Annotated in this window: 17 protein-coding genes; 11 read left to right on the plus strand and 6 right to left on the minus strand. The window is 62.5% G+C overall.

The features are described from left to right. The first annotated feature begins 2 nt into the window (after positions 1-2). The 3 genes from AC57B1_RS29730 to AC57B1_RS29740 are packed head-to-tail and all read left to right on the plus strand — an operon-like array spanning position 3 to position 3,656. On the plus strand, positions 3-965 hold the full coding sequence (locus AC57B1_RS29730; protein WP_496419469.1) for a VOC family protein: 963 nt from the start codon (positions 3-5) through the stop codon (positions 963-965). Beyond that, entirely contained in the window at positions 962-2,227 is a 1,266-nt protein-coding gene (locus tag AC57B1_RS29735) for an NAD(P)/FAD-dependent oxidoreductase (RefSeq protein ID WP_496419470.1), read from the plus strand. Before AC57B1_RS29730 ends, AC57B1_RS29735 begins: the two co-directional genes overlap by 4 nt. Before the next feature lie 25 nt (positions 2,228-2,252). After that, complete coding sequence (locus tag AC57B1_RS29740) at positions 2,253-3,656, plus strand: MFS transporter (RefSeq protein WP_408294785.1); 1,404 nt, start codon at positions 2,253-2,255, stop codon at positions 3,654-3,656. A gap of 129 nt (positions 3,657-3,785) precedes the next feature. On the opposite strand, the gene AC57B1_RS29745 is transcribed toward AC57B1_RS29740, so the two are convergent. The 6 genes from AC57B1_RS29745 to AC57B1_RS29770 form a co-directional block, all read right to left on the minus strand. Further along, a complete protein-coding gene (locus AC57B1_RS29745) occupies positions 3,786-5,492 on the minus strand; it encodes a J domain-containing protein (RefSeq protein ID WP_496419471.1) in 1,707 nt (568 codons plus the stop codon). 6 nt (positions 5,493-5,498) lie between these two features. Further along, positions 5,499-7,208, minus strand: a complete 1,710-nt coding sequence (locus AC57B1_RS29750) for an Hsp70 family protein (RefSeq protein WP_496419472.1) — start codon at positions 7,206-7,208, stop codon at positions 5,499-5,501. 300 nt (positions 7,209-7,508) lie between these two features. Next, positions 7,509-7,970, minus strand: coding sequence for a GNAT family N-acetyltransferase (locus tag AC57B1_RS29755; protein ID WP_408350826.1), 462 nt, complete (start codon positions 7,968-7,970; stop codon positions 7,509-7,511). A 127-nt stretch (positions 7,971-8,097) separates the two neighbouring features. Continuing rightward, on the minus strand, positions 8,098-9,201 hold the full coding sequence (locus AC57B1_RS29760; RefSeq protein ID WP_496419473.1) for an NAD(P)/FAD-dependent oxidoreductase: 1,104 nt from the start codon (positions 9,199-9,201) through the stop codon (positions 8,098-8,100). Between the two features lie 135 nt (positions 9,202-9,336). Next, positions 9,337-9,540, minus strand: coding sequence for a DUF3562 domain-containing protein (locus tag AC57B1_RS29765; protein ID WP_496419474.1), 204 nt, complete (start codon positions 9,538-9,540; stop codon positions 9,337-9,339). A 176-nt stretch (positions 9,541-9,716) separates the two neighbouring features. Next, positions 9,717-10,781, minus strand: a complete 1,065-nt coding sequence (locus AC57B1_RS29770) for a DMT family transporter (RefSeq protein ID WP_496419475.1) — start codon at positions 10,779-10,781, stop codon at positions 9,717-9,719. A 160-nt stretch (positions 10,782-10,941) separates the two neighbouring features. Between AC57B1_RS29770 and AC57B1_RS29775 the strand changes: the two genes are divergently transcribed. The 8 genes from AC57B1_RS29775 to AC57B1_RS29810 all read left to right on the plus strand — a co-directional run bounded on the left by AC57B1_RS29775 (position 10,942) and on the right by AC57B1_RS29810 (position 19,232). Then, positions 10,942-11,550, plus strand: coding sequence for a lipocalin family protein (locus tag AC57B1_RS29775; RefSeq protein WP_496419476.1), 609 nt, complete (start codon positions 10,942-10,944; stop codon positions 11,548-11,550). A 70-nt stretch (positions 11,551-11,620) separates the two neighbouring features. After that, entirely contained in the window at positions 11,621-12,397 is a 777-nt protein-coding gene (locus AC57B1_RS29780) for a DUF1295 domain-containing protein (protein WP_496419477.1), read from the plus strand. A 69-nt stretch (positions 12,398-12,466) separates the two neighbouring features. Beyond that, positions 12,467-13,579, plus strand: coding sequence for an SAM-dependent methyltransferase (locus AC57B1_RS29785; RefSeq protein ID WP_496419478.1), 1,113 nt, complete (start codon positions 12,467-12,469; stop codon positions 13,577-13,579). Positions 13,580-13,876: 297 nt separating this feature from the next. Then, positions 13,877-14,683, plus strand: coding sequence for a class I SAM-dependent methyltransferase (locus AC57B1_RS29790; RefSeq protein WP_496419479.1), 807 nt, complete (start codon positions 13,877-13,879; stop codon positions 14,681-14,683). A gap of 187 nt (positions 14,684-14,870) precedes the next feature. Beyond that, the gene (locus AC57B1_RS29795; protein WP_496419480.1) at positions 14,871-15,470 is read left to right on the plus strand and encodes a cytochrome b; all 600 of its coding nucleotides are present in this window, start codon (positions 14,871-14,873) and stop codon (positions 15,468-15,470) included. 48 nt (positions 15,471-15,518) lie between these two features. Further along, on the plus strand, positions 15,519-16,970 hold the full coding sequence (locus tag AC57B1_RS29800; RefSeq protein ID WP_408350802.1) for a glycosyltransferase family 2 protein: 1,452 nt from the start codon (positions 15,519-15,521) through the stop codon (positions 16,968-16,970). 171 nt (positions 16,971-17,141) lie between these two features. Beyond that, positions 17,142-18,362, plus strand: a complete 1,221-nt coding sequence (locus AC57B1_RS29805) for a Rieske 2Fe-2S domain-containing protein (RefSeq protein ID WP_091805534.1) — start codon at positions 17,142-17,144, stop codon at positions 18,360-18,362. Between the two features lie 453 nt (positions 18,363-18,815). Further along, positions 18,816-19,232: a rubredoxin gene (locus tag AC57B1_RS29810; protein WP_408350799.1), complete on the plus strand. Its 417-nt coding sequence runs from the start codon at positions 18,816-18,818 to the stop codon at positions 19,230-19,232. The last annotated feature ends 4 nt before the right edge of the window (positions 19,233-19,236 follow it).

Here is a 19,236-nt window from a genome sequence, read left to right on the forward strand (position 1 = left end):
GTATGACGATTCTCGGCATTGAACAGATTATTTATGGCGTGACGGATCTCGCCACCTGCGGCCGCTTTTTCGCGGACTGGGGTTTGAAGGAAGTCGCACACGACGAAACCCAGGCGCGCTTCGAAACGCTGAACGGCTGCACGGTTCTTGTCGTGAATGCGAACGATGCGTCGCTGCCGCCCGCGTTCGAAGAAGGCCCGACGCTGCGCGAAGTGACCTGGGGTGTGGCGACCAAAGCCGAACTCGACGCACTGCGTGGACGCTTTGCCGGCCAGCCGGGCCATTTCGAGACCGACGACGCCGTCGGCTGCATCGACCCGAACGGCATGGCGATTCGCGTTGAAGTGACGCGCAAGCGCGCGCTCGACGTGCACGGTTCGCCATCGAATGTGTGGGGCCAGACGTTGCGCGTCGATCAGCCGTCGCCGATCTACGAGCGCGCGGAACCTGTCGAAGTGGGCCACGTGGTGTTCTTCACGAACAAACTCGCCGAACAGGAAAAGTTCTATCAGGAACTGCTCGGTTTCGAAATGTCGGACCGTTATCCGGGCCGTGGCGCGTTCATGCGGTGCGCGCCGCACGGCGGCCACCACGACATTTTCCTGCTGGCGTTGCCCAACGGTAAGCGCGGCCTGAATCACGTCGCGTTCACTGTGCGCGATATCCACGAAGTGTTCGGCGGCGGCATGCATATCAGCCGCTGCGGCTGGGATACGCAACTCGGTCCGGGGCGTCATCCGGTGTCGTCGGCTTATTTCTGGTACTTCCAGAATCCGGCCGGTGGCCTGATCGAGTACTACGCGGACGAAGACCAGCTCACGCCCGAATGGCAGCCGCGCGATTTCGAACCGGGTCCGACAGTGTTCGCCGAATGGGCGATCGACGGTGGCATCGACGGCAATACGCGGCGCCAGAAAAACGCGAAGGCGCCCGAGGGCAAGTTCATGACGGAGCAGAAAAAATGACGGACGCTGCTGCTGCAAAGGCGCAAGCCGCCCATGCCGGACTCGAAGCGCCGCGCACGATCGTGGTGATCGGCGGCGGCCAGGCGGCCGGCTGGGTTGTGAAGACCTTGCGCAAGGAAGGCTTCGATGGCCGAGTCGTGATGATCGCCGACGAAGTCCATCTGCCATACGAACGCCCGCCGCTCTCGAAAGCGGTGCTGGCGGGCGAAGCGGATATCGACACCGTGCGGCTCGTCAAGCCCGACGATTTCGACGCGCTGAACGTCGAAGCATGGCAACCGGATTGCGCGACTTCGATCGATCGTGAACAGCGCATCGTGCGCACGCAGTCCGGACGCGAAGTGCAGTACGACCGTCTGGTGATCGCGACGGGCGGCGCGGCGCGCAAGTTGCCGGACTCGTTGGTCAAGACCTCGCACGTTGCCTATCTGCGCACGCTCGACGAAGCCGTCGCATTGGGCGAACGCTTGCGTGCCAGCAAACGTGTGCTGGTGGTGGGCGGCGGCTGGATTGGCCTCGAAGTCGCCGCCACCGCGCGCAAGCTCGGCGTCGACGCGACGGTGGTGGAAGGCGCGTCGCGTCTGTGCGCGCGTTCGTTGCCGCCGATGGTGTCCGACTTCCTGCTCGACCTGCATCGCTCGAACGGCGTGGACGTGCGTTTGAACGCCTCGCTCGTGTCGCTCGAAGATCATCCGAACGACGGTAACCGCATTCGCGCCACGTTCGCGGACGGCTCGACACTCGACGCCGATTTCGCGGTGGCCGGCATCGGTCTCACGCCGCACACGGCGCTGGCCGAAGCGGCGGGCGTGAAGGTGGAAGACGGCATCGTGGTCGATCATTTCGGCGCGACCGACGACCCGCGCATTTTCGCGTGTGGCGACGTCGCCAATCATCCCAGCGCATGGCTCAAACGCCGCGTGCGGCTCGAATCGTGGGCCAACGCGCAAAACCAGGCGATTGCCGCCGCTAAAGCATTGCTCGGCACCTTCGAACCGTATGCGGACATTCCGTGGTTCTGGTCCGATCAGTACGACGTCAATCTGCAGATTCTCGGCGACATTCCGGGCAACGCGCAGCTCGCCGTGCGCGGCGATTTGCCCGGCAAACGCGCCACGCTGTTCCATCTGGAAGACTGCGCGATTCGCGGCGTGATCGCTATCAATACGCCGCGCGAACTGAAACTGTCGCGCAAATGGATGAACCAAGGCCGGACCATCGACCTTGCCATCCTGACCGACGCCTCAACGGCACTTGCCTAACCACATCTACGGACGGCACAACGGCATGAGAACCATCGACAACACCATGGGGGACCGCAGCAGCGCCGGTGTCTCAGGCCCTGTGACCCGGGGCTCGATCATCGCGCGTCTGGAGCGGTTGCCCAAGAATGCAATGCAGGTGCGCGCGCGTATCCTGATCGGTCTCGCGACGTTCTTCGACGGCTTCGACGTGATCGCCATCGCGGCCACGCTGCCGATCCTGATCGCGAAGTGGCATCTGACGCCGTGGGAAATCGGCTTCCTGATCGGCTCCGGTTCGGTCGGGCAACTGATCGGCGCATTCGTTTTTCCGTGGTACGCGGAGCGCAGCGGCCGCGTGAAAGCGATCGCGTTGAGTTCGGGGATCATCGGCATTACGAGTATTGCTTGCGGTTTTGCGCCGACGTTCGCGGCGTTCGTCGTGCTGCGCGTGATTCAGGGGCTCGGGCTCGGCGGGGAATTGCCGGTGGCCGCGACTTACATCAACGAGATCAGCCGTGCGCATGGCCGTGGCCGTTTTGTGCTGCTGTATGAAATCGTTTTCCCGGTCGGCCTGCTCGCCTCGAATGCGTTGGGCGCGTGGATCGTGCCGCGTTTCGGTTGGCAAGCCATGTACTTTATTGGCGGCATGCCGTTGATTCTGTTCTTCGTGCTGCGCAAGCTCGTGCCGGAATCGCCGCGCTGGCTCGCCGAACGTGAGCGCATGGCCGATGCGGATGCGGCGGTGCATGTGTTCGAACGTGCGGTCAAAGGTCCGCTTCCGCCGGTCACGCACTCGGCTGAATTCGAAGCGATGGCCAATCGGCACCCGAAGCGCCGCATGGGCGACCTGTTCGGTCCCGCGTATCTAAAACGCACGCTGGCGGTGGCGATGTTGTGGATCACCTGCGGCTTCATTCAATACGGTCTTTCGACGTGGCTGCCGACGATCTACCGCACGATTTATCACGCGCCGCTGCAACTCGCGCTGAATCTGGCGGTGGCGGCTTCGGTGCTCGGCGTGGTGGGGTCGCTGACTTGTGCGTTGCTGGTCGACAAGGTGGGGCGTAAGCCGATCATTAACCTGTCGTTCGTGGCATGCGCCATTTCATTGCTGCTGGCGGGTGTTTTCCACGATTCGTCGGTGTATGTGGTGGCCACGTTCTGTGCGCTTTCGCTGGGCTTCCTTGCATGCGGCTTCATCACGGCCTATGTGTACACGCCGGAACTTTATCCGACCAGCATCCGTGCGATGGGTTGCGGTGTCGGCGGCGCGTGGTTGAAGGTGGCGGCGATTTTTGCTCCCGCTATCGTGTCCAAGACGATGATCGGCGGCAATTTGCAGGTTGCGTTCTATATCCTCGCGGCCGTGCCGTTCCTCGCGGCGGTGGCGGTGCATTTTCTGGGTATTGAAACCAAGGGCAAGGTGCTGGAGCAGCTTGAGGCCTGAGGTGTGCCGATTCGAGTTTGCGGTGGGAATGAGTTTGGTGGGCGGTTGATGTTGTGTTACCGCGATAGCAGGAAGACGAAGGGCGCACTGGGTGGTGCGCCCTTTCGTTTTTGGGGTAGTTCCTTCCACCTACCCCACCCGCCGCCTGCACCCTTCAATCACCCACACACTCATCAACCCCGCGCCCACGCACGCGACGATATCCGGCTTATAAATCGCCAACGCCATCCACATGAGATTCGTATACCCGCGAAAAAACGACGGTATAGCCGCACGCAGATCGCTCCAACGCGTCGTCGCCAGTACGCCACCCGCCGCCGACATTACCGCAAACAAAGCCCACGCAAACTGTGTCGAGCGCGCTTCGCGCTGTACCAGCAACACGATCAACACTGCGAACCCGGCGAACCATACAGGCACACAAGCCCAAAACACAGGCGGCCGACGCCCAACCCATTCGCGCCATTCCGCCTGCGAAAACGAAATGAAGAACGCGAACAACACGCCGTGCGCATAAGGCATCAACCACGCATGCGAGTCCGTAGCGATCCAGTGGCCGGCAAAGCCCAGCGCCGTCGCACTGAAGGCCGCAAGTATCGCGAGTTCCTTGACAGGCGGCCACCCGTAAATCAACGCAGCCCAAATCGTGCAGACCCCTAGCGTGGCCATCGCGATCGAAGTCGATCTTCCGCTCCCGTCTTCGCACAGCGCAATGGTGGTCGCACCAAGCCACACAGGAACCCACCCATAGCGCAGCCAACCGATCGCGCGTAACGCCCGCAGTTTTTGTTGCTGGCCTTCGGACAGCAACACGGTGACGGCAGCGACCATCACCAAAGCAAGCATGAGTGTCGAAACAAGAATGCCCAATTGAGTCGGCGCCCACTGATCGAACCATCGGCCGCGACTGGAATTGAGCGAAGCGTCGGCAAACAGCAATCCGCACCACGCATTCAGCGCGAGCGCCGGACCAAGCAGGCGGCCCGCGCTAATGCGAAACTTGAGGCAGCGGCCCCAGAAATCGACCTTCTCGGCATCGAGCCTCAGCCGCACGACATTGGGATGGTAACGGCATAGCGCGATCAGCAGTTGCTCCATCTCGGCGCGCACGCCGGCACGAAGCAGCGCTCTGGCGCCGACCGTCATTTGAGGTATTGGCCCTTCGAGCAACGCCATCGCGTTGGGAAAGCGCAGGCGCAGCGCGTCATGGTCCTCGTCGGCGAACACGCGGTCGAGCGCGAGCGCCGCAATGGCCGCATTGCGCCGCCGCAGATGCGTCGCGTTGTCCCGCCAGCCGAGGACCGCACTTAGGTTCGTGCGCAACGTGGCCGGCGTGTCCTCGTTTAGACAATGGCACAGCGCCTGCCATTCGAGTTCGTCGCGTGTCGGAATGTTGATAACGCGGGCAAACAGATCTTGCAGCGTACGGCGCGACCCGAGGTCATCCGCGTGCGCGACGAAGTTTTGCCAGAGTTGGACTGCGGTTTCGAAAGCGTCCAGTTCGCGAGCGGCCTGACCTTCAGAGGTGTCGGCCGTAATGGACAGCATCGCGGGCACTTTTGTGGATATCTGCGTCGGTTCGGTCCACTCCGCGGTCGCGATGCCCTCCACATCCACCTGCGTGGGCGCCGTGGTCGATTCCTGTGCGGCCGTACCGCTCGCCATCTGCAACGCGGACTCATACGCATACCGCAAACGCTGAAACGCCTCGGCATCTTCGTCAGGACGCTGTTGCTTCAACAGCCGCGCATAGGCGCGACGCACCGCACGCTCGTCGGCATTCGACTCGATGCCGAGCACGTCCCAAGGCCAATGATTGTTCGCAATCGTGTTCATGGCCGCTCAATAGGTCACATGCACATCAAAGCGGTCGAGCAGCGCGCCCAGTTCGCCGCGCGCCTGCGCGATTTCATCGGCATTCTGATGCTCGATCAGCGCCTGGAAGCGAGCGATATGCGCGGCCAGATATTGCCGATGGTCGCCCAGCGTTTCTTCGTAGACACGGTCCGCGCGCGTCAACAACGTCCGGTTCTCGAGTTGGTCGCGTGGATGAATCTTCAGCGCGCTCAATGAAGCGAGGCGCTCGCGGATTTCTTCCGGTGTCATCACACCGGGGTTCTCTTCAATCACCATTGCGCGTTTCTTGCCGTCCGGAAACGCGGTGGCTTCCACTTCGAGCACACCGTTGATGTCGTAAGTGAAGCGCACATCCGCGCCTGCTTCGCCCGCTGGTTTGAGCGGCACTTCGAGCGTGAATTCGCCGAGCGATACGTTGTCCGCGGTCAGCCGCGCTTCGCCCTGAAACACCTTGAGGTTGAGTATCGGCTGACGGTCGCGCACGGTAAAGATGCGCTGCATGCGGCTCACCGGCACGATCGTATTGCGCTCGATGATCGGCAGAAAGTGACCCGGCACGAATTGGCCTGGACCGACTTGCATGGCCGTGTCGATGCCGAGGCTATACGGCGCGACATCGGTCAGCACCATTTCGTCGAGCCCGGCGTCGCGTCCAACGAGACCGGCCTGTACCGCAGCGCCGAGTGCGACCACCTCGTCTGGATTCAAATGTCCGGTGGGCAGGCGACCGAACATCTTCGAGACCAGCTTGCGGACCATCGGCATGCGCGAAGCACCACCCACGAGAATGATCTCGTCGAGCGCAGCCACGGCGATTTTCGAATCGCGCAAGGCGCGTTCCACCGGCTTACGCAGCCGTTCCAGCAAATGCTCGCAAGTGCGCTCCGCGGCGGCCGCGTCGAGTTGGAGCGTGTACTTGTGGTCACCGGCTGCGAGTTCGAGGGTGACGCTTTCAACGCCGCTCTGCGTAAGCTGACGCTTCGCACGTTCGGCCTGCTGATGCAGCCGCTGTGCGGCAACCGGCGTGAGCGATCTGACCTTGAGGCCGTTGCGCTGGCAAAACAGCTCGACCAGTGCCTCGGTGAAATCTTCACCGCCCAGAAAATTGTCGCCGGTGCTCGCGCGCACTTCCATCACGCCTTCGAAGAAGTCGAGCACGGAAACGTCGAAGGTGCCGCCGCCGAGATCGAAGATCAGAAACTTGCGCTCGCAATCGCGTTGATGAACGCCATACGCCAGCGAGGCCGCTGTCGGTTCGTTGACGAGACGCAGTACAGTGAGACCGGCCAGTTCCCCGGCGATGCGCGTGGCTTTGCGTTGTGCATCGCTGAAATAGGCGGGCACGGCGATCACCGCGTCGCTGATCGCTTCGCCGAGAAAAGCTTCGGCATCGGCCTTCAATGATTTGAGCACGAGAGAAGACAGCTCTTCGGGGCGCAGCGTTTGCGCGCCGAGCGACACGGTGCGGCTCGTGCCCATGTAGCGCTTGAAGTTTGCAGCGGTACGTTGCGGATGCGTATGCAGGCGATCGTGGGCGGGGCGGCCTATGAGGATCGAGCCGTCGTCGTCAATTGAAACGCACGAGGGCGTGAGCGTCTCGCCTAACGCGTTCGGGATGAGGACAGCGTGATTGTCGCGCCAGATTGCCGCGAGACTATGCGTGGTTCCAAGATCGATGCCGATGATCGAAGGCATGTACGGTTTCCGATTCGTTTGCGCCCCTCCGTGAGGAGACCGCCCAGGTTTTCGCTGATGCATTGCGTGGAGCCGGGTGTAGCTCCGTCCAATGGCGATAACGGCAGACCGCACGCAAACTTGAGCGGCGCGGACAAAAGGTCTCGGAGAGAATCGGATCGGGGGATGCGCTGCGCATGGCGGCCGGATGATCGGCCGGACATGCGAAAGCGGCGAGCCGTGCGTGGCACACGGCGTGGAGAGATGTACTCGCAGCGCGCTAGACGAGCGTGCTGCGCGATAGCGATCGCAACAGCGACATCACAGCGCTTTGCGATAAACCACGAAACCCGAGCGGTCCGCGACCTGGTCATACAGCTTCATCGCCGTCTGATTGGTTTCGTGTGTCTGCCAGTAAACGCGCTGCGAGCCATCGGCTTTGGCGCGTGCATATACCGCCTCGATCAACGCTCGGCCCACGCCTTTGCCGCGTTCGCTATCGAGCGTATAGAGGTCCTGCAGATAGCAGATGGGTCCCGCCATGGTCGTGTGACGGTGATACAGGAAATGCACGAGACCGAGCAACTGGCCGTTGCGTTCGGCGACCATGGCATGCATCGGCTCATAGCCGTCGAAGAAACGTGCCCAAGTGATTTTCGTGATTTCGCGCGGCAACGCTGTTTCCCCCGAGCGGCCATAGAACGCGTTGTAGGCGTCCCATAGCGGCAACCACGCGTCGAAATCGGCGGGTGCGACAGGGCGGATCTGAATCGGGCCTGACATGTTTGATTCCTCGCTAAGTGAAGACTCTCAAACCGTCAGCATAAGAAATTTGTCGCACCATTGTTAGCTCCACAAAGCGGCCAGAACTTGGAGCCACGCGCAGGTTGATCGCCTCCGCCATGGCGCGTTAGACCGTTTCCGCCTTGAGCCATCGCGTGAGCAACGCGTCGTCGCCGGTTTCCAGCGACTCAGCGATTCGGCGTCCTACCGCCGCGCCGAATTTATATCCGTGTCCGGAGCAAGCCGACACCACTAGCGTGTTGCCAATCCGCTTCGAAAAGAACCGCTTGTCCGCCGTGAAGGTGTACGCGCAGGTTTTTACTTCGGATACCGTATATTCGTCTATGCGGCTGAACGGCGGCGAAAACATCCGGCGCAAACGGTCGCCCTCGCCAGGCGCGGCAATGCGATTGGCGTCGGGGTCGAGCGCAAGCGTTTTATTGACACCCGCACCGAACTTCAGACCGACGCCGTCGATTGGCGGCAGCACATAGCCGTCATTCTTGCCGCCAATGTCGACGATCGCGGGTGCCGTCGACCATGCGTCCTCCAGATCCGCTGGCGGCTCCAGATAAGCGACGGTATTGCGATAAGTCATCAGGTTTTCGGCGAGCGCCGGGAACAGTTGCAACGTCCATGCGCCCGCGGCGACCACGAGCTTGTCGGCACGCACGAGAGTGTCGTCTTCGAGACGCACGGAAGCGGTGTGCGGATCGACCGCGAGCACCTTCGTTTGCATGCGAATATCGGCGCCGCGCATCTTGAGCCACGCTTTCATGTCGCGTGCAATACGTTCGCTGAACAGCGCACCACCGTCGCGATCGAAGTAAGCATAACGAAAGGTGTTGGGGTCGAGAAAAGGGAACCGCGCGGCGGCATCGCGTGGCTCAAGCCTTTCATACTCGAAATTCATGCGGTCGAGTCCGGCGCGGAACTGCTCGGCGCCGTCGCCCGCGAATTGTGAAATGCCGAGTACTCCGCAATTTGCATAGTGTGAAACGCCGAGGTCGTTCCACAGCAGGTCCCAGCTATCGAACGCCTCGTCGATGGTGTGCGCGTAGCCGTCCGTATCGCCGTAGGCACGGCGAATCATGCGATGCCGGTCGCCTGAAGCGGCGAGTGGATTGGGAATCGAGCCTTGCTCGATCAGTGTGATGTCGTGTCCCTGTTTTGAGAGCGACCACGCCGTGCTCAAGCCGGTAATGCCCGCGCCTACGATTGTTATCCGCATACCAACTCCCCCCAGTCAATGGTCCTGGGTCAGAGTCTAGCAGCGGGAAAAATAATCGGCGCGCGTCGCGTACATCCGCGCGCGAGTCTATTCAGACAAAACGTTCAGCGAGCAAGGTCTCCGCGCGCCGCTGTGTCAGTGTTTGCGGTCCGGGCTATGACGAAGCTGATTGCGGACTTTTTTCGCCGCAAAGAGCGGTACGTAATCGAATACACGCGCGTCCTGACGATAAACAGCCACGATGTCCGCGTACAGCTTCGAGACCGTTTCCGTTGGCGTGTCGGTTTCCTCGGCGATGCTTCTCACCAATTCGTCTACGTTGGGCTCGGGTTGAGACATGGGCTTCTCCAAGGATGCCAGGCAGGTTGGACGGACACAGCGCGCACAGCAGGAGTTTCATTAGAGGATGCGATGCACGGGCATGCCAATTGAATCGATCTATCACATGATTCAATTCACAGAGATTTTTGTCTTGCGGTGCAGCAAGTCACCGTGTGGCGCGGCTAGGCGGAAAATCAATGCGTATGCCGGTGGTGAATGTCCGGGAAATGCGCGTGCGCATGCGTGATCGGTGCATGTTGGTGCGGATGCGTGTGCGGCTCGGCGCCGTCCCACGCGAAGTCGTGCTCGTGCTGATGATGCGCGTCGTGCCGGTGACGGTGCGTATGTTCGAGCGGATCGTGAGTGTGAGGATGTTCGTGACGCTCGCGAATGTGCAGCCACACACCCAGCGTCATCAGCGCGGCGGCGATCCAGAACAGCGGCGGCGGCATTTCCGGCCAGAGCAGCCAAGACAAGGTCACGCCGAACAGCGGCGCGACGGAGAAGTAGGCGCCCGTTCGCGCCGTGCCGAGATTGCGCAACGCGACGACGAACAGCACGAGGCTGACGCCGTAGCCCGCAAAACCCGTGAGCATGGCGAGCGCGACGGTCGGCACGCTCGGCCATGCGGCACCGAGTACGAACGCGAGCGTCACGTTGACCGAACCGGCCACGAGCCCTTTTACGCAGGCGATGAACATGGCGTCGTGCGCCGACACCTTGCGCGTGAGGTTGTTGTCGACGGCCCAGCACGCGCACGCGCCAGCCAGCAGCAGCGTGCCGGGCGGCAGGCCCGCCGCGCCCGGCTGCCAGGAGAGCGCCACGCCGCCCGCGACGATCGCGGCCATGCCGAGGAACACCTGCACGTCGACATTTTCGCGAAACACGATCCAGGCGATCAGAGCGGTGAACACGCCTTCCAGATTGAGCAGCAGGGAACCGGTGGCGGCCGGCGTCGTTTTCAGGCCCAGCATCAATAAAGCGGGACCCACGACGCCGCCGGCCACGATCGCGCCGGCCAGCCACGGTACCTCGCGTAACGGGAAGCGGCTGTGGTCGGCCGGTTGCCCGGTGCGCCCGCCTTTGAGCCGGCGCGCCAGAATCAGGGCGGCAAGGCCCGCGCCGCTGCCGAGATAGAACAGCCCGGCAAGCAGGAACGGCGAGAGCGAGCCGAGCAGCGCTTTGGCGAGCGGGGTCGTCGCGCCGAACAGCGCTGCGGCGAGCAAGGCGGTAAACGCGGCATTGAAGCGGGAAGGCATGAGCGGGCGATTCAGGTAGGAGAGGGTGTTGCAGACACCTCAATGCTAACCGGATGGCGCGGCTTACGCTGCGCTGAACCGTCGTTTGGATGGAAACTCGCATCCATCCGGCCCCATCGAACGTAATACCTTTATATCCGCCACGTTCGAGGCCATTGCCATGCGCCGTGTTGTGCTTACCACCGTCGCCGCCGCTGCTGCGGCAGTTCTGCTGTTGTCGCTCGCGGGCTGCTCCAACGATCCGCCCAATCCCAACCCGCGCGCGAGCGAACCGCTCTCCACGGTGCCGGTCGACTTGCCGCGCTATATGGGCCGCTGGTACATCATCGCGAACATTCCCTATTTCGCCGAGCGCGACATGGTGGGGAGCCGCGCGGAATGGAAATTGCGCGACGACGGCAAGATTGAGGACTCGTACTACGGCCGCAAAAAGAGTTTCGACGCCGAGGAAAAGCACTATCAGTTTCTCGACACGCCCGTGCCGGGCAAAGACGGTGGCGAGTGGAGCGTGCAACTGTTCTGGCCGGTCCACGTGACGCAACTGACGCTCTATGTCGATCCGGACTATCGCTACACGATCCTCGGCTATCCCGGCAAAACCCTCGGCTGGATTTTTTCCCGCGAGCCGGACATGAGCGACGAAACGTATCGTGCCCTGCTTGGCCGGCTCGACGCGATGGGTTACGACACGTCGCGCTTCAGACGCGTGCCGCAGCGGCCGGATCAGTTGGGCAAAGCAGGCTTCGCCTCGCCGGGCGACAAGGACTAGCGGGCGCGCCGGACGCATCCGATCGCGCTTTCGAAGCGTATAACCCGCATCGCCTTTGAACGAGGAATCCATGCCAGCACTTGCCGCCGCCGTGATTGCCCTGATTGGGCTCGTCGTGATTTTCAGCGCGGTCTGGGCATGGCAGTTGAAAACCGAAAACGCCGGTATGGTCGATCCCATCTGGGCGTATTCGCTCGGTCTCGTGGCCGTGCTCTACGCGGTGCTCGGCACAGGCGACCCGGTCGCGCGCGCCCTGACCGCGCTAGGTGGGTTGATCTGGGGTGTTCGGCTCGGCACGCATCTGTGGAAGCGCAATGCCGGCAAGCCAGAAGACGCGCGCTATCGCCGCTTCCGCGAAGAATGGGGCGACAAGGCGGCGAGCAGGATGTTCTGGTTTTTCCAGTTGCAAGTCGTGATTTCGATGCTGCTTTCGATCGCGTTTCTGGTGCCGTCGTATCGCGGCACCGCGCCGGCCACGGGATGGATCGTACTGGCCGTGGTGTTGTGGATCGTCTCCGTGGCCGGCGAGGGTATAGCGGACCGCCAGTTGCGAGACTTCAAGGCCAATCTGGCGAATCGCCATACCGTGTGCCGCGTCGGCTTATGGCGTTACTCGCGTCATCCGAATTACTTCTTCGAATGCGTGCATTGGCTCGCGTATATCGCACTGTCGATTGGCACGCCGTGGGGCTGGTTCACGCTGCTGCCGCCGGTACTCATGGCGTTTCTATTGCTGAAGCTTTCCGGCATCCCGCTGCTCGAAGAAAGCATGGCAAAGCGGCGGCCCGGTTACGCCGATTACATGCGCACCACCAGCGCATTGATTCCGTGGCCGCCGCGGCATTGAATGCTCGCGCAGGGCGCCTGCACACCTTTCAAAATAAAAATCGCGAAACAACGATAGGGAGTCTGTTTCATGAGCCTTTCCACCACCGGTCACACCCTGCCGCCGTCACCCGCCGAGCCCGGCGATGGCTGGCTCATTCAGAGCTGCGAACGTGGCTGGCTGCCCGACGGCGTGATCCGTTTCGGCATGCGGCAGTTGATGCGCCAGCGCCTGCGCGACGAAGCGCTCAATAACGGCGAGGTGCGAGCGCAACGCCTCAACCGTCTGCTCGATGATCTGCGTGCGAGCCCGATCGCGATCGAAACGCAAGCCGCCAACACGCAGCATTACGAGGTCCCGGCTTCGTTCTTTCACGCGCATCTCGGGCCGCATCTGAAGTATTCGTGCTGCCTGTATCCGACCGGTAGCGAGACGCTTGCGCAAGCCGAGGCGGCCATGCTGCAACGCTACGCCGAGCGCGCGGAACTGGCCGACGGTCAGCGGATTCTCGATCTCGGCTGTGGCTGGGGTTCGTTGTCGTTATGGCTGGCGGCGCGCTATCCGAATTCGCGGATCGTCGCGCTATCGAACTCGCACGGGCAGCGCGCGTTCATTGAAGCACGCGCGGAGCAGGCGGGCTTGCGCAACCTCTCGGTGGTCACGGGCAACATTGTCGATTTCGAATTCAATGACGAACAGCTTGGCCGCGGCTTTGATCGCGTGGTGTCGATCGAGATGTTCGAGCACATGAAAAACTACGGCTTGCTGCTCGCGAAGATTGCGGGCTGGATGCGCGACGACGCCAAGCTGTTCGTGCACATCTTCGTACACCGCACGCTCGCGTATCACTTTCAGGTGCAGGACGGCAGCGACTGGATGTCGAAATATTTCTTCACCGGCGGCACCATGCCGTCCGAGGCGCTGCTGCTCAATTTCCAGGACGAGCTGCGCATGGAGCGGCAGTGGTGGGTGAGCGGCACGCATTACGAGCGCACGGCGAATCATTGGCTCGCCGCGCTCGACGCGGCACGTGACCGGGTAATGCCGATGCTCATCGATACCTACGGCGCGCGCGATGCGGCCGTGTGGCTGCAACGCTGGCGCATGTTCTATATGGCCGTGGCCGAGCTGTTCGGCTATGCAAACGGGAACGAGTGGGGCGTCGGTCACTATCGGTTTGTGAAGCGGTTTATGGAGCGTTGAGCAACGGCCGGCGAGGTTCTCCAACCCCCAAAGCGGGATACGGCGTGCCGGCCGCCTTTCATTGGGTTTGCGCGCGCGCCTTTCTGGGGGGCGCCATCTCGTAGAAGCAGCACTGACGATTTGTCGTGTTGCCGGAAACTGCGCAGCGATATGGGTATCCAATCAGAATCGATCCTGAAGTATCGACGCCCGATCTGATCGAATTGCATGGCAATGTCGGCGCAAATGTGCCGCAGCAACGACAATGGCGTTCTGTTCGCTTGCCTGTTGCCGCAACCCACCCGCCAGGAACTGCCGATGACCGCTCCGATTCCCTTCGTCCCCGACCGCTTCAAGACCAACGCCGCGCATTACCTGGCGGGGCGTCAACCGTATTCGCCGCGCTTGATTCGCCGCGTCGCTCAGTCCTGCGAGCTCGGCGGTTCGCACCGGCTGCTCGATCTCGGCTGCGGGCCGGGGCAGCTGTCGCTGGCGTTTTCCTCGTGGGTCGGTTCGGGTCTCGCGCTCGACCCCGAACCGGAAATGCTGCGCATCGCGGCAGGCCTGGGCGCTGGAATTGCTCCGAATATCGAATACCGCCAGGGCAGCTCTTATGACCTGTCGCCGGCATTCGGGCGCTTTCGGTTGGCTGTCATCGGCCGCGCGTTTCACTGGATGGACCGGCCCGACACGCTCGCGAGGCTGGACGCGCTGATTGAGCCGGAAGGCGCGCTCGCACTGTTCTCGACGGCGATGGTCACGGACGCGCCGATTGCCTGGCTCGCGCCCTATCAGGCGTTGCTCGAAGAATACGCGCAGAGCGACCCGGCACGCGTGCAGCGCAAGTCGGACGACTGGGAGAGTCACGACGCGGTGCTCGCAAAGTCGTCATTTTCGGCGCTGGAGCGCGTGTCGATTGTCGAAACACGGCGGACGTCGGTTGAATCGCTGATCGAGCGGCCCTTGTCGATGTCGAGTCTGTCGCGTGAGCGGCTCGGCGAGCGGCTGGACGAACTGCAAGCCCGCATCCGGCAGCTACTGGATGCGCATGCAACCAACGGCTGGGTCGAGGAGCGAATCGAGTCGATCGCGCTGATCGCACGGCGCGAGGCAACGCTCGGCTAGGCTGCAATGGCGGCTTTGCGCCGCGCGCGCGAAATAATCTGAAACATACTATTAAGCGTGTGGCGGAATAAAGCCGCACACTGGGGCGTTCTCCTACCGTGCTGCGGTGCCATGCGCCTGAATCCGCCTCGGCATGACGGGAATATCAAACAGCTTTCGCAGCAATGAATCTGCGGACGGAACAATCATGAACACGCACGCCGACTCTTTGACCGACTCGAGCGGCACGCCAGTGCCGTCCCGTTACACCCGCACGGCCATGGTGCTGCACTGGCTGATCGCGCTGCTGATGATCGGCAACGTGGTGCTCGGCCTGAGCGCGGATTCGCTGCCGGACGACTGGGTGCGCCCGGTGATCGACACCCACAAGTCGATCGGTATCACGGTGCTGGGTCTCGCGCTCATGCGCATCTTGTGGCGTGTGTCGCACAAGCCGCCGCCGTTGCCGCGCGAGTTTCCGTCGTGGGAGAAGATCGCCGCGCACGTCGCGCATTTTCTGCTGTATCTGCTGATGATTGCGCTGCCGCTGTCCGGCTGGCTGCACGATTCCGCATGGAAAGACGCGGCGACGCACCCCATGCGCCTGTTCAACCTGTTCCCCTGGCCGCGTATCGGCTATGTGATGAATCTCGATCCGACGCTCAAGGAAAGCTTGCACGACCGCTTCGGCGCGTTGCATACGTGGCTCGGCTACGCGCTCTATGCGCTGCTGGCAATGCATATCGGCGGGGCGTTGAAGCATCAGTGGATCGATCGCAAGTCGGTTCTGAAGCGCATGGTGCCGTAAGCGCCGCGTCCACTTATCAACCGCGGCACAGACTATCCGGCAGTCATTTTGAAGAAAACCCTGGAACAGGCTCTCGCGCTCGCGTCGCCGCGCATTGTGCCGCGTCGCTCGACGCCGTTGAGTACGTTCATTCACCTGAGCGTGGTCGTGCTGTGGCTGCTGCTGTTCGCGCGCGCCTTCTTTCTGCAGGGCGCGCTCGCGTGGTCGACGGGCATTGCCTATGTGGTGTACGACACCTTGCTGCTGGCGTTCGTCACCTGGAAGACGCTGCCCCTGTTGCGGCGTACGCCGCCGCTCGAGCCTGAGTTCGAGCGGCGCAGCTTGCCGAGCATGGGCGTGATCGTCGCGTCCCATAACGAAGCGGCGGTGCTGCCGGTGACGCTTGCCGCGCTGTTGCGGCAGACGCATGGGCCGGCGCAGATCGTCATTGCCGACGACGGCTCTACCGACTCGACGCGCGCGCTGCTGATCGAGCGCTTCGGCCTCACGGCGGCCGCTGACGGCGTGCTGAGCGCACCCAGCGCGCTGTATCCGAACCTGTTCTGGCTGCGCGTGCCGCACGGCGGCAAGGCGCGCGCGCTGAACGCCGCGATCACCGTGATGACCACGGAAACCGTCATGACGGTCGACGCCGACACCCTGCTCGACGACGACGCCACCTACGCCATGCGCGCCGCTTTCGCGAGCGAACCGAGGCTCGTCGCCGCTGCCGGCATTCTGGTGCCGGTATGCGGCAAGTCGGTGTCGGGGCGCGTGTTCGAGTGGTTCCAGACCTACGAGTACATGCGCAACTTCATCGCCCGTTTTGCGTGGATGCGCGCCGACAGCCTGCTGCTGATCTCGGGGGCCTTCGCGTCGTTCAGGCGCGACGCGCTGGTCGATGTGGGCGGCTTCGATCCGCAGTGCCTGGTTGAAGACTACGAACTGATTCACCGGCTGCGCCGCTATTCGGTCGACCACGGCCTCGACTGGGACGTGCGCGTGGTCGGCGAGGCGCATGCCCACACCGACGCACCGGACAATCTCGCCAGTTTTCTGCGTCAACGGCGCCGCTGGTTCGCGGGCTTCCTGCAAACGCAGTACTGGAACCGCGACATGACCGGCAATCCACGCTACGGCACGCTCGGTATGCTGATGCTGCCGGTCAAGGCGATCGACACCATGCAGCCGATCTACGGCTTGACCGCCTTTGCGCTGCTGCTCGCATTTCTGCTCGGTGGGCATGGCGCGATCGTCGTGTCGATCTTCAGCGTGATCGGCCTGAAAACGGCAATCGATCTCGCGTTCTATCTGTGGAGCATTCATCTGTATCGACGCTGGACCGGTGAGCGCACTGGCTCCAGTTTATGGATGGCGGTGTTCGCGGCGATTGCCGAGCCGTTCACGTTTCAACTGGTGCGGCACGTGGGCGCCACGCTCGGCTGGTTGCATTTCCTGCGTGGCGGTCGGTCGTGGGGCGTGCAGCGCCGCTCAGGGCTGGTGGCGCACGACGAGGGCTGACACGGTGCCTTTCTTCAAGGCGGTGTTCAGGGTGACGGGACGGTGCGCTTGCGCGGCAAGGCACGCGGTCCGCGAACCCATGTGGTGTCGGGTTCTAGTAGACTGGCGACGACGCCGCCCGCAACCTGCAGGGCGGCAACCTTCTATCCGCCCGTGCACGGAGACCCACCTATGCATGCTGTGCCCCCGCTAGAACAAGACACCGGCGATGCGACCGTCGATGTGTCGCCCCCCCAGACAGCATCGCAAAAAGCCGCTCACGCGCCCGGCCAGGCTGCCAACGACGCGCCGGTGCGCGATCTGCGCCGCGTCGGCATCCACCCAGACTACTGGTATCCGCTTGCGTGGTCGCATGAGGTGAAGCGGGGCAAGACGCATGGTGTCACGTTCGCGGGCGACCCGATCGTGCTGGCGCGCACGGAGGGCGGCAAGGTGTTCGCGCTCGAGGACCGCTGTGCGCATCGTCAGGTGCCATTGCATCAAGGCGTGGTGGATGGCGAATCGATTCGCTGCGGCTACCACGGCTGGACGTACGACTGCTCGGGCAAGTGCATCGACGTACCGTATCTGGGCCGCGACCGTCTGCCGAATGGCGTGCGCTCCTATCCGTGCCGCGAAGTCGAAGGCCTGATCTTCGTTTTCCCCGGCGACGCCGCTCTGGCCGAACAACGGCCCATGCCGGATCTCGGCTCGGTGTCGGACACGAAGTACAAGACGCGCCGTTTCGGCCGTCCGGTGAATTGCCATTACTCGTTCATGCACGAGAACCTGATGGACATGAACCATCAGTTTTTGCATCGCAAGCAGATGGGGCAGATGCGGGCGCGTTCGCTCGGCCGGCGCCGTGGCGAAGGCTGGGTCGAAGTCGATTACACCTTTGCGCGCATGGCCGGTCAGCAGCCGATCGGCGAAGCGATCGTGTTCGGCCAGAGCCGCAAAACCGGCGGCGACAACGACAAGGACGTGATGACGATCCGCACCGAATATCCGTATCAGACGCTGCAGATCCGCACGTCCGAGCAGACGTTGGTGATGAATCTATGGATCGTCTACGTGCCGCTCGATCGTGAGCAGCGTACCAACCGCACATTCGGGCTGCTGTCGATTCGCAAACCGGGCATTCCCGGCGTGCTGAATCTCGCGTGGCCGCTACTGGTGTGGTTCACCGAACGCATTTTCAAGGAAGACCGCGAAATCGTCGAAGCCGAACAGCGCGCCCATGACTCGCAAGGCGCGGACTGGAATCATGAGGTATTTCCGGTCATCAACGAACTGCGCGCGTTGCTGCGCGAGAGCGGCGCGCCGGATCAGGTCGTGGGCGCCGGCACGGGCGATACGGCGGTGATTCGCTTCTGGGATTCGCGTCAGGGCAGCCCGCTCGCGAAGAGCTGATAGGCCGGCCTCTTTGAAGCCGGACGCCTCGTGCCAGTGACGACATCGCGCGGATAATTCGTAAGAAAAACTTTCCCCTTCGTGGGGAATTAATCCATCTCCGGACGGTAGGGAATCCCGGGCGATCGAGCGGCGATAATGGCAGCTAATGCACGGCGGTTTGCGCTAATCGACATGCGCCGGCCGCGTACCCGTGTACCATTTCGCTTTTTCCGATCTTCAAGACTAGCCCGTGACTACGCAACACATCCCTACCGCAACCCGTAAATCCCTCACTCTGCTGCAATTGCTGGGCCTCATCGGCGCCGCCGGCCTGATCACCGCCATCGTGCTGAACCAGTTCGTCTAATCTCTGCGCGAAGTCTCGACGCAACGCTTCCGACCCCTGCCGGCACGTCCCGAAGAAAGTCTCTTTGGGGCGCGCTGCCGGCTTCATCGATATTCCGATTTGCCATGTACAAGAAGGGCGTAGCCGTAGAAATCCAGTTTTCCCCCGAGCGGCTCAACGACGGCGCCGGCGATCCCTACTGGATCGATCTGACGCAGGCCGAAGCAGAGCGGCTGCTCGAAAGCCTGCAGGCACGTCTCGCGGAAACCGGCGAGGGCACTGCCGCGCCGTTGGTGGTGAGCCTGGATGAAACGCCGGCGTCGCACGCGGCCGAAGCGCCGCAGGCGTCCGCCGACGGTGCGGCCTGCGCGGACGATTTCAAGCAGTGGGTCTGCGTGATCTGCGGCTGGGTCTATGACGAAGCGGCGGGCTTGCCGGACGAAGGCATTGCGCCGGGCACCCGCTGGGCGGACGTCCCGGCCGACTGGCGCTGCCCGCTTTGCGACGTGGGCAAGGAAGACTTCGCGCTGGTCGAGTTTTAACCCG

It is taken from the genome of Paraburkholderia sp. BGA-UO-ETr-F21, from assembly GCF_059567925.1.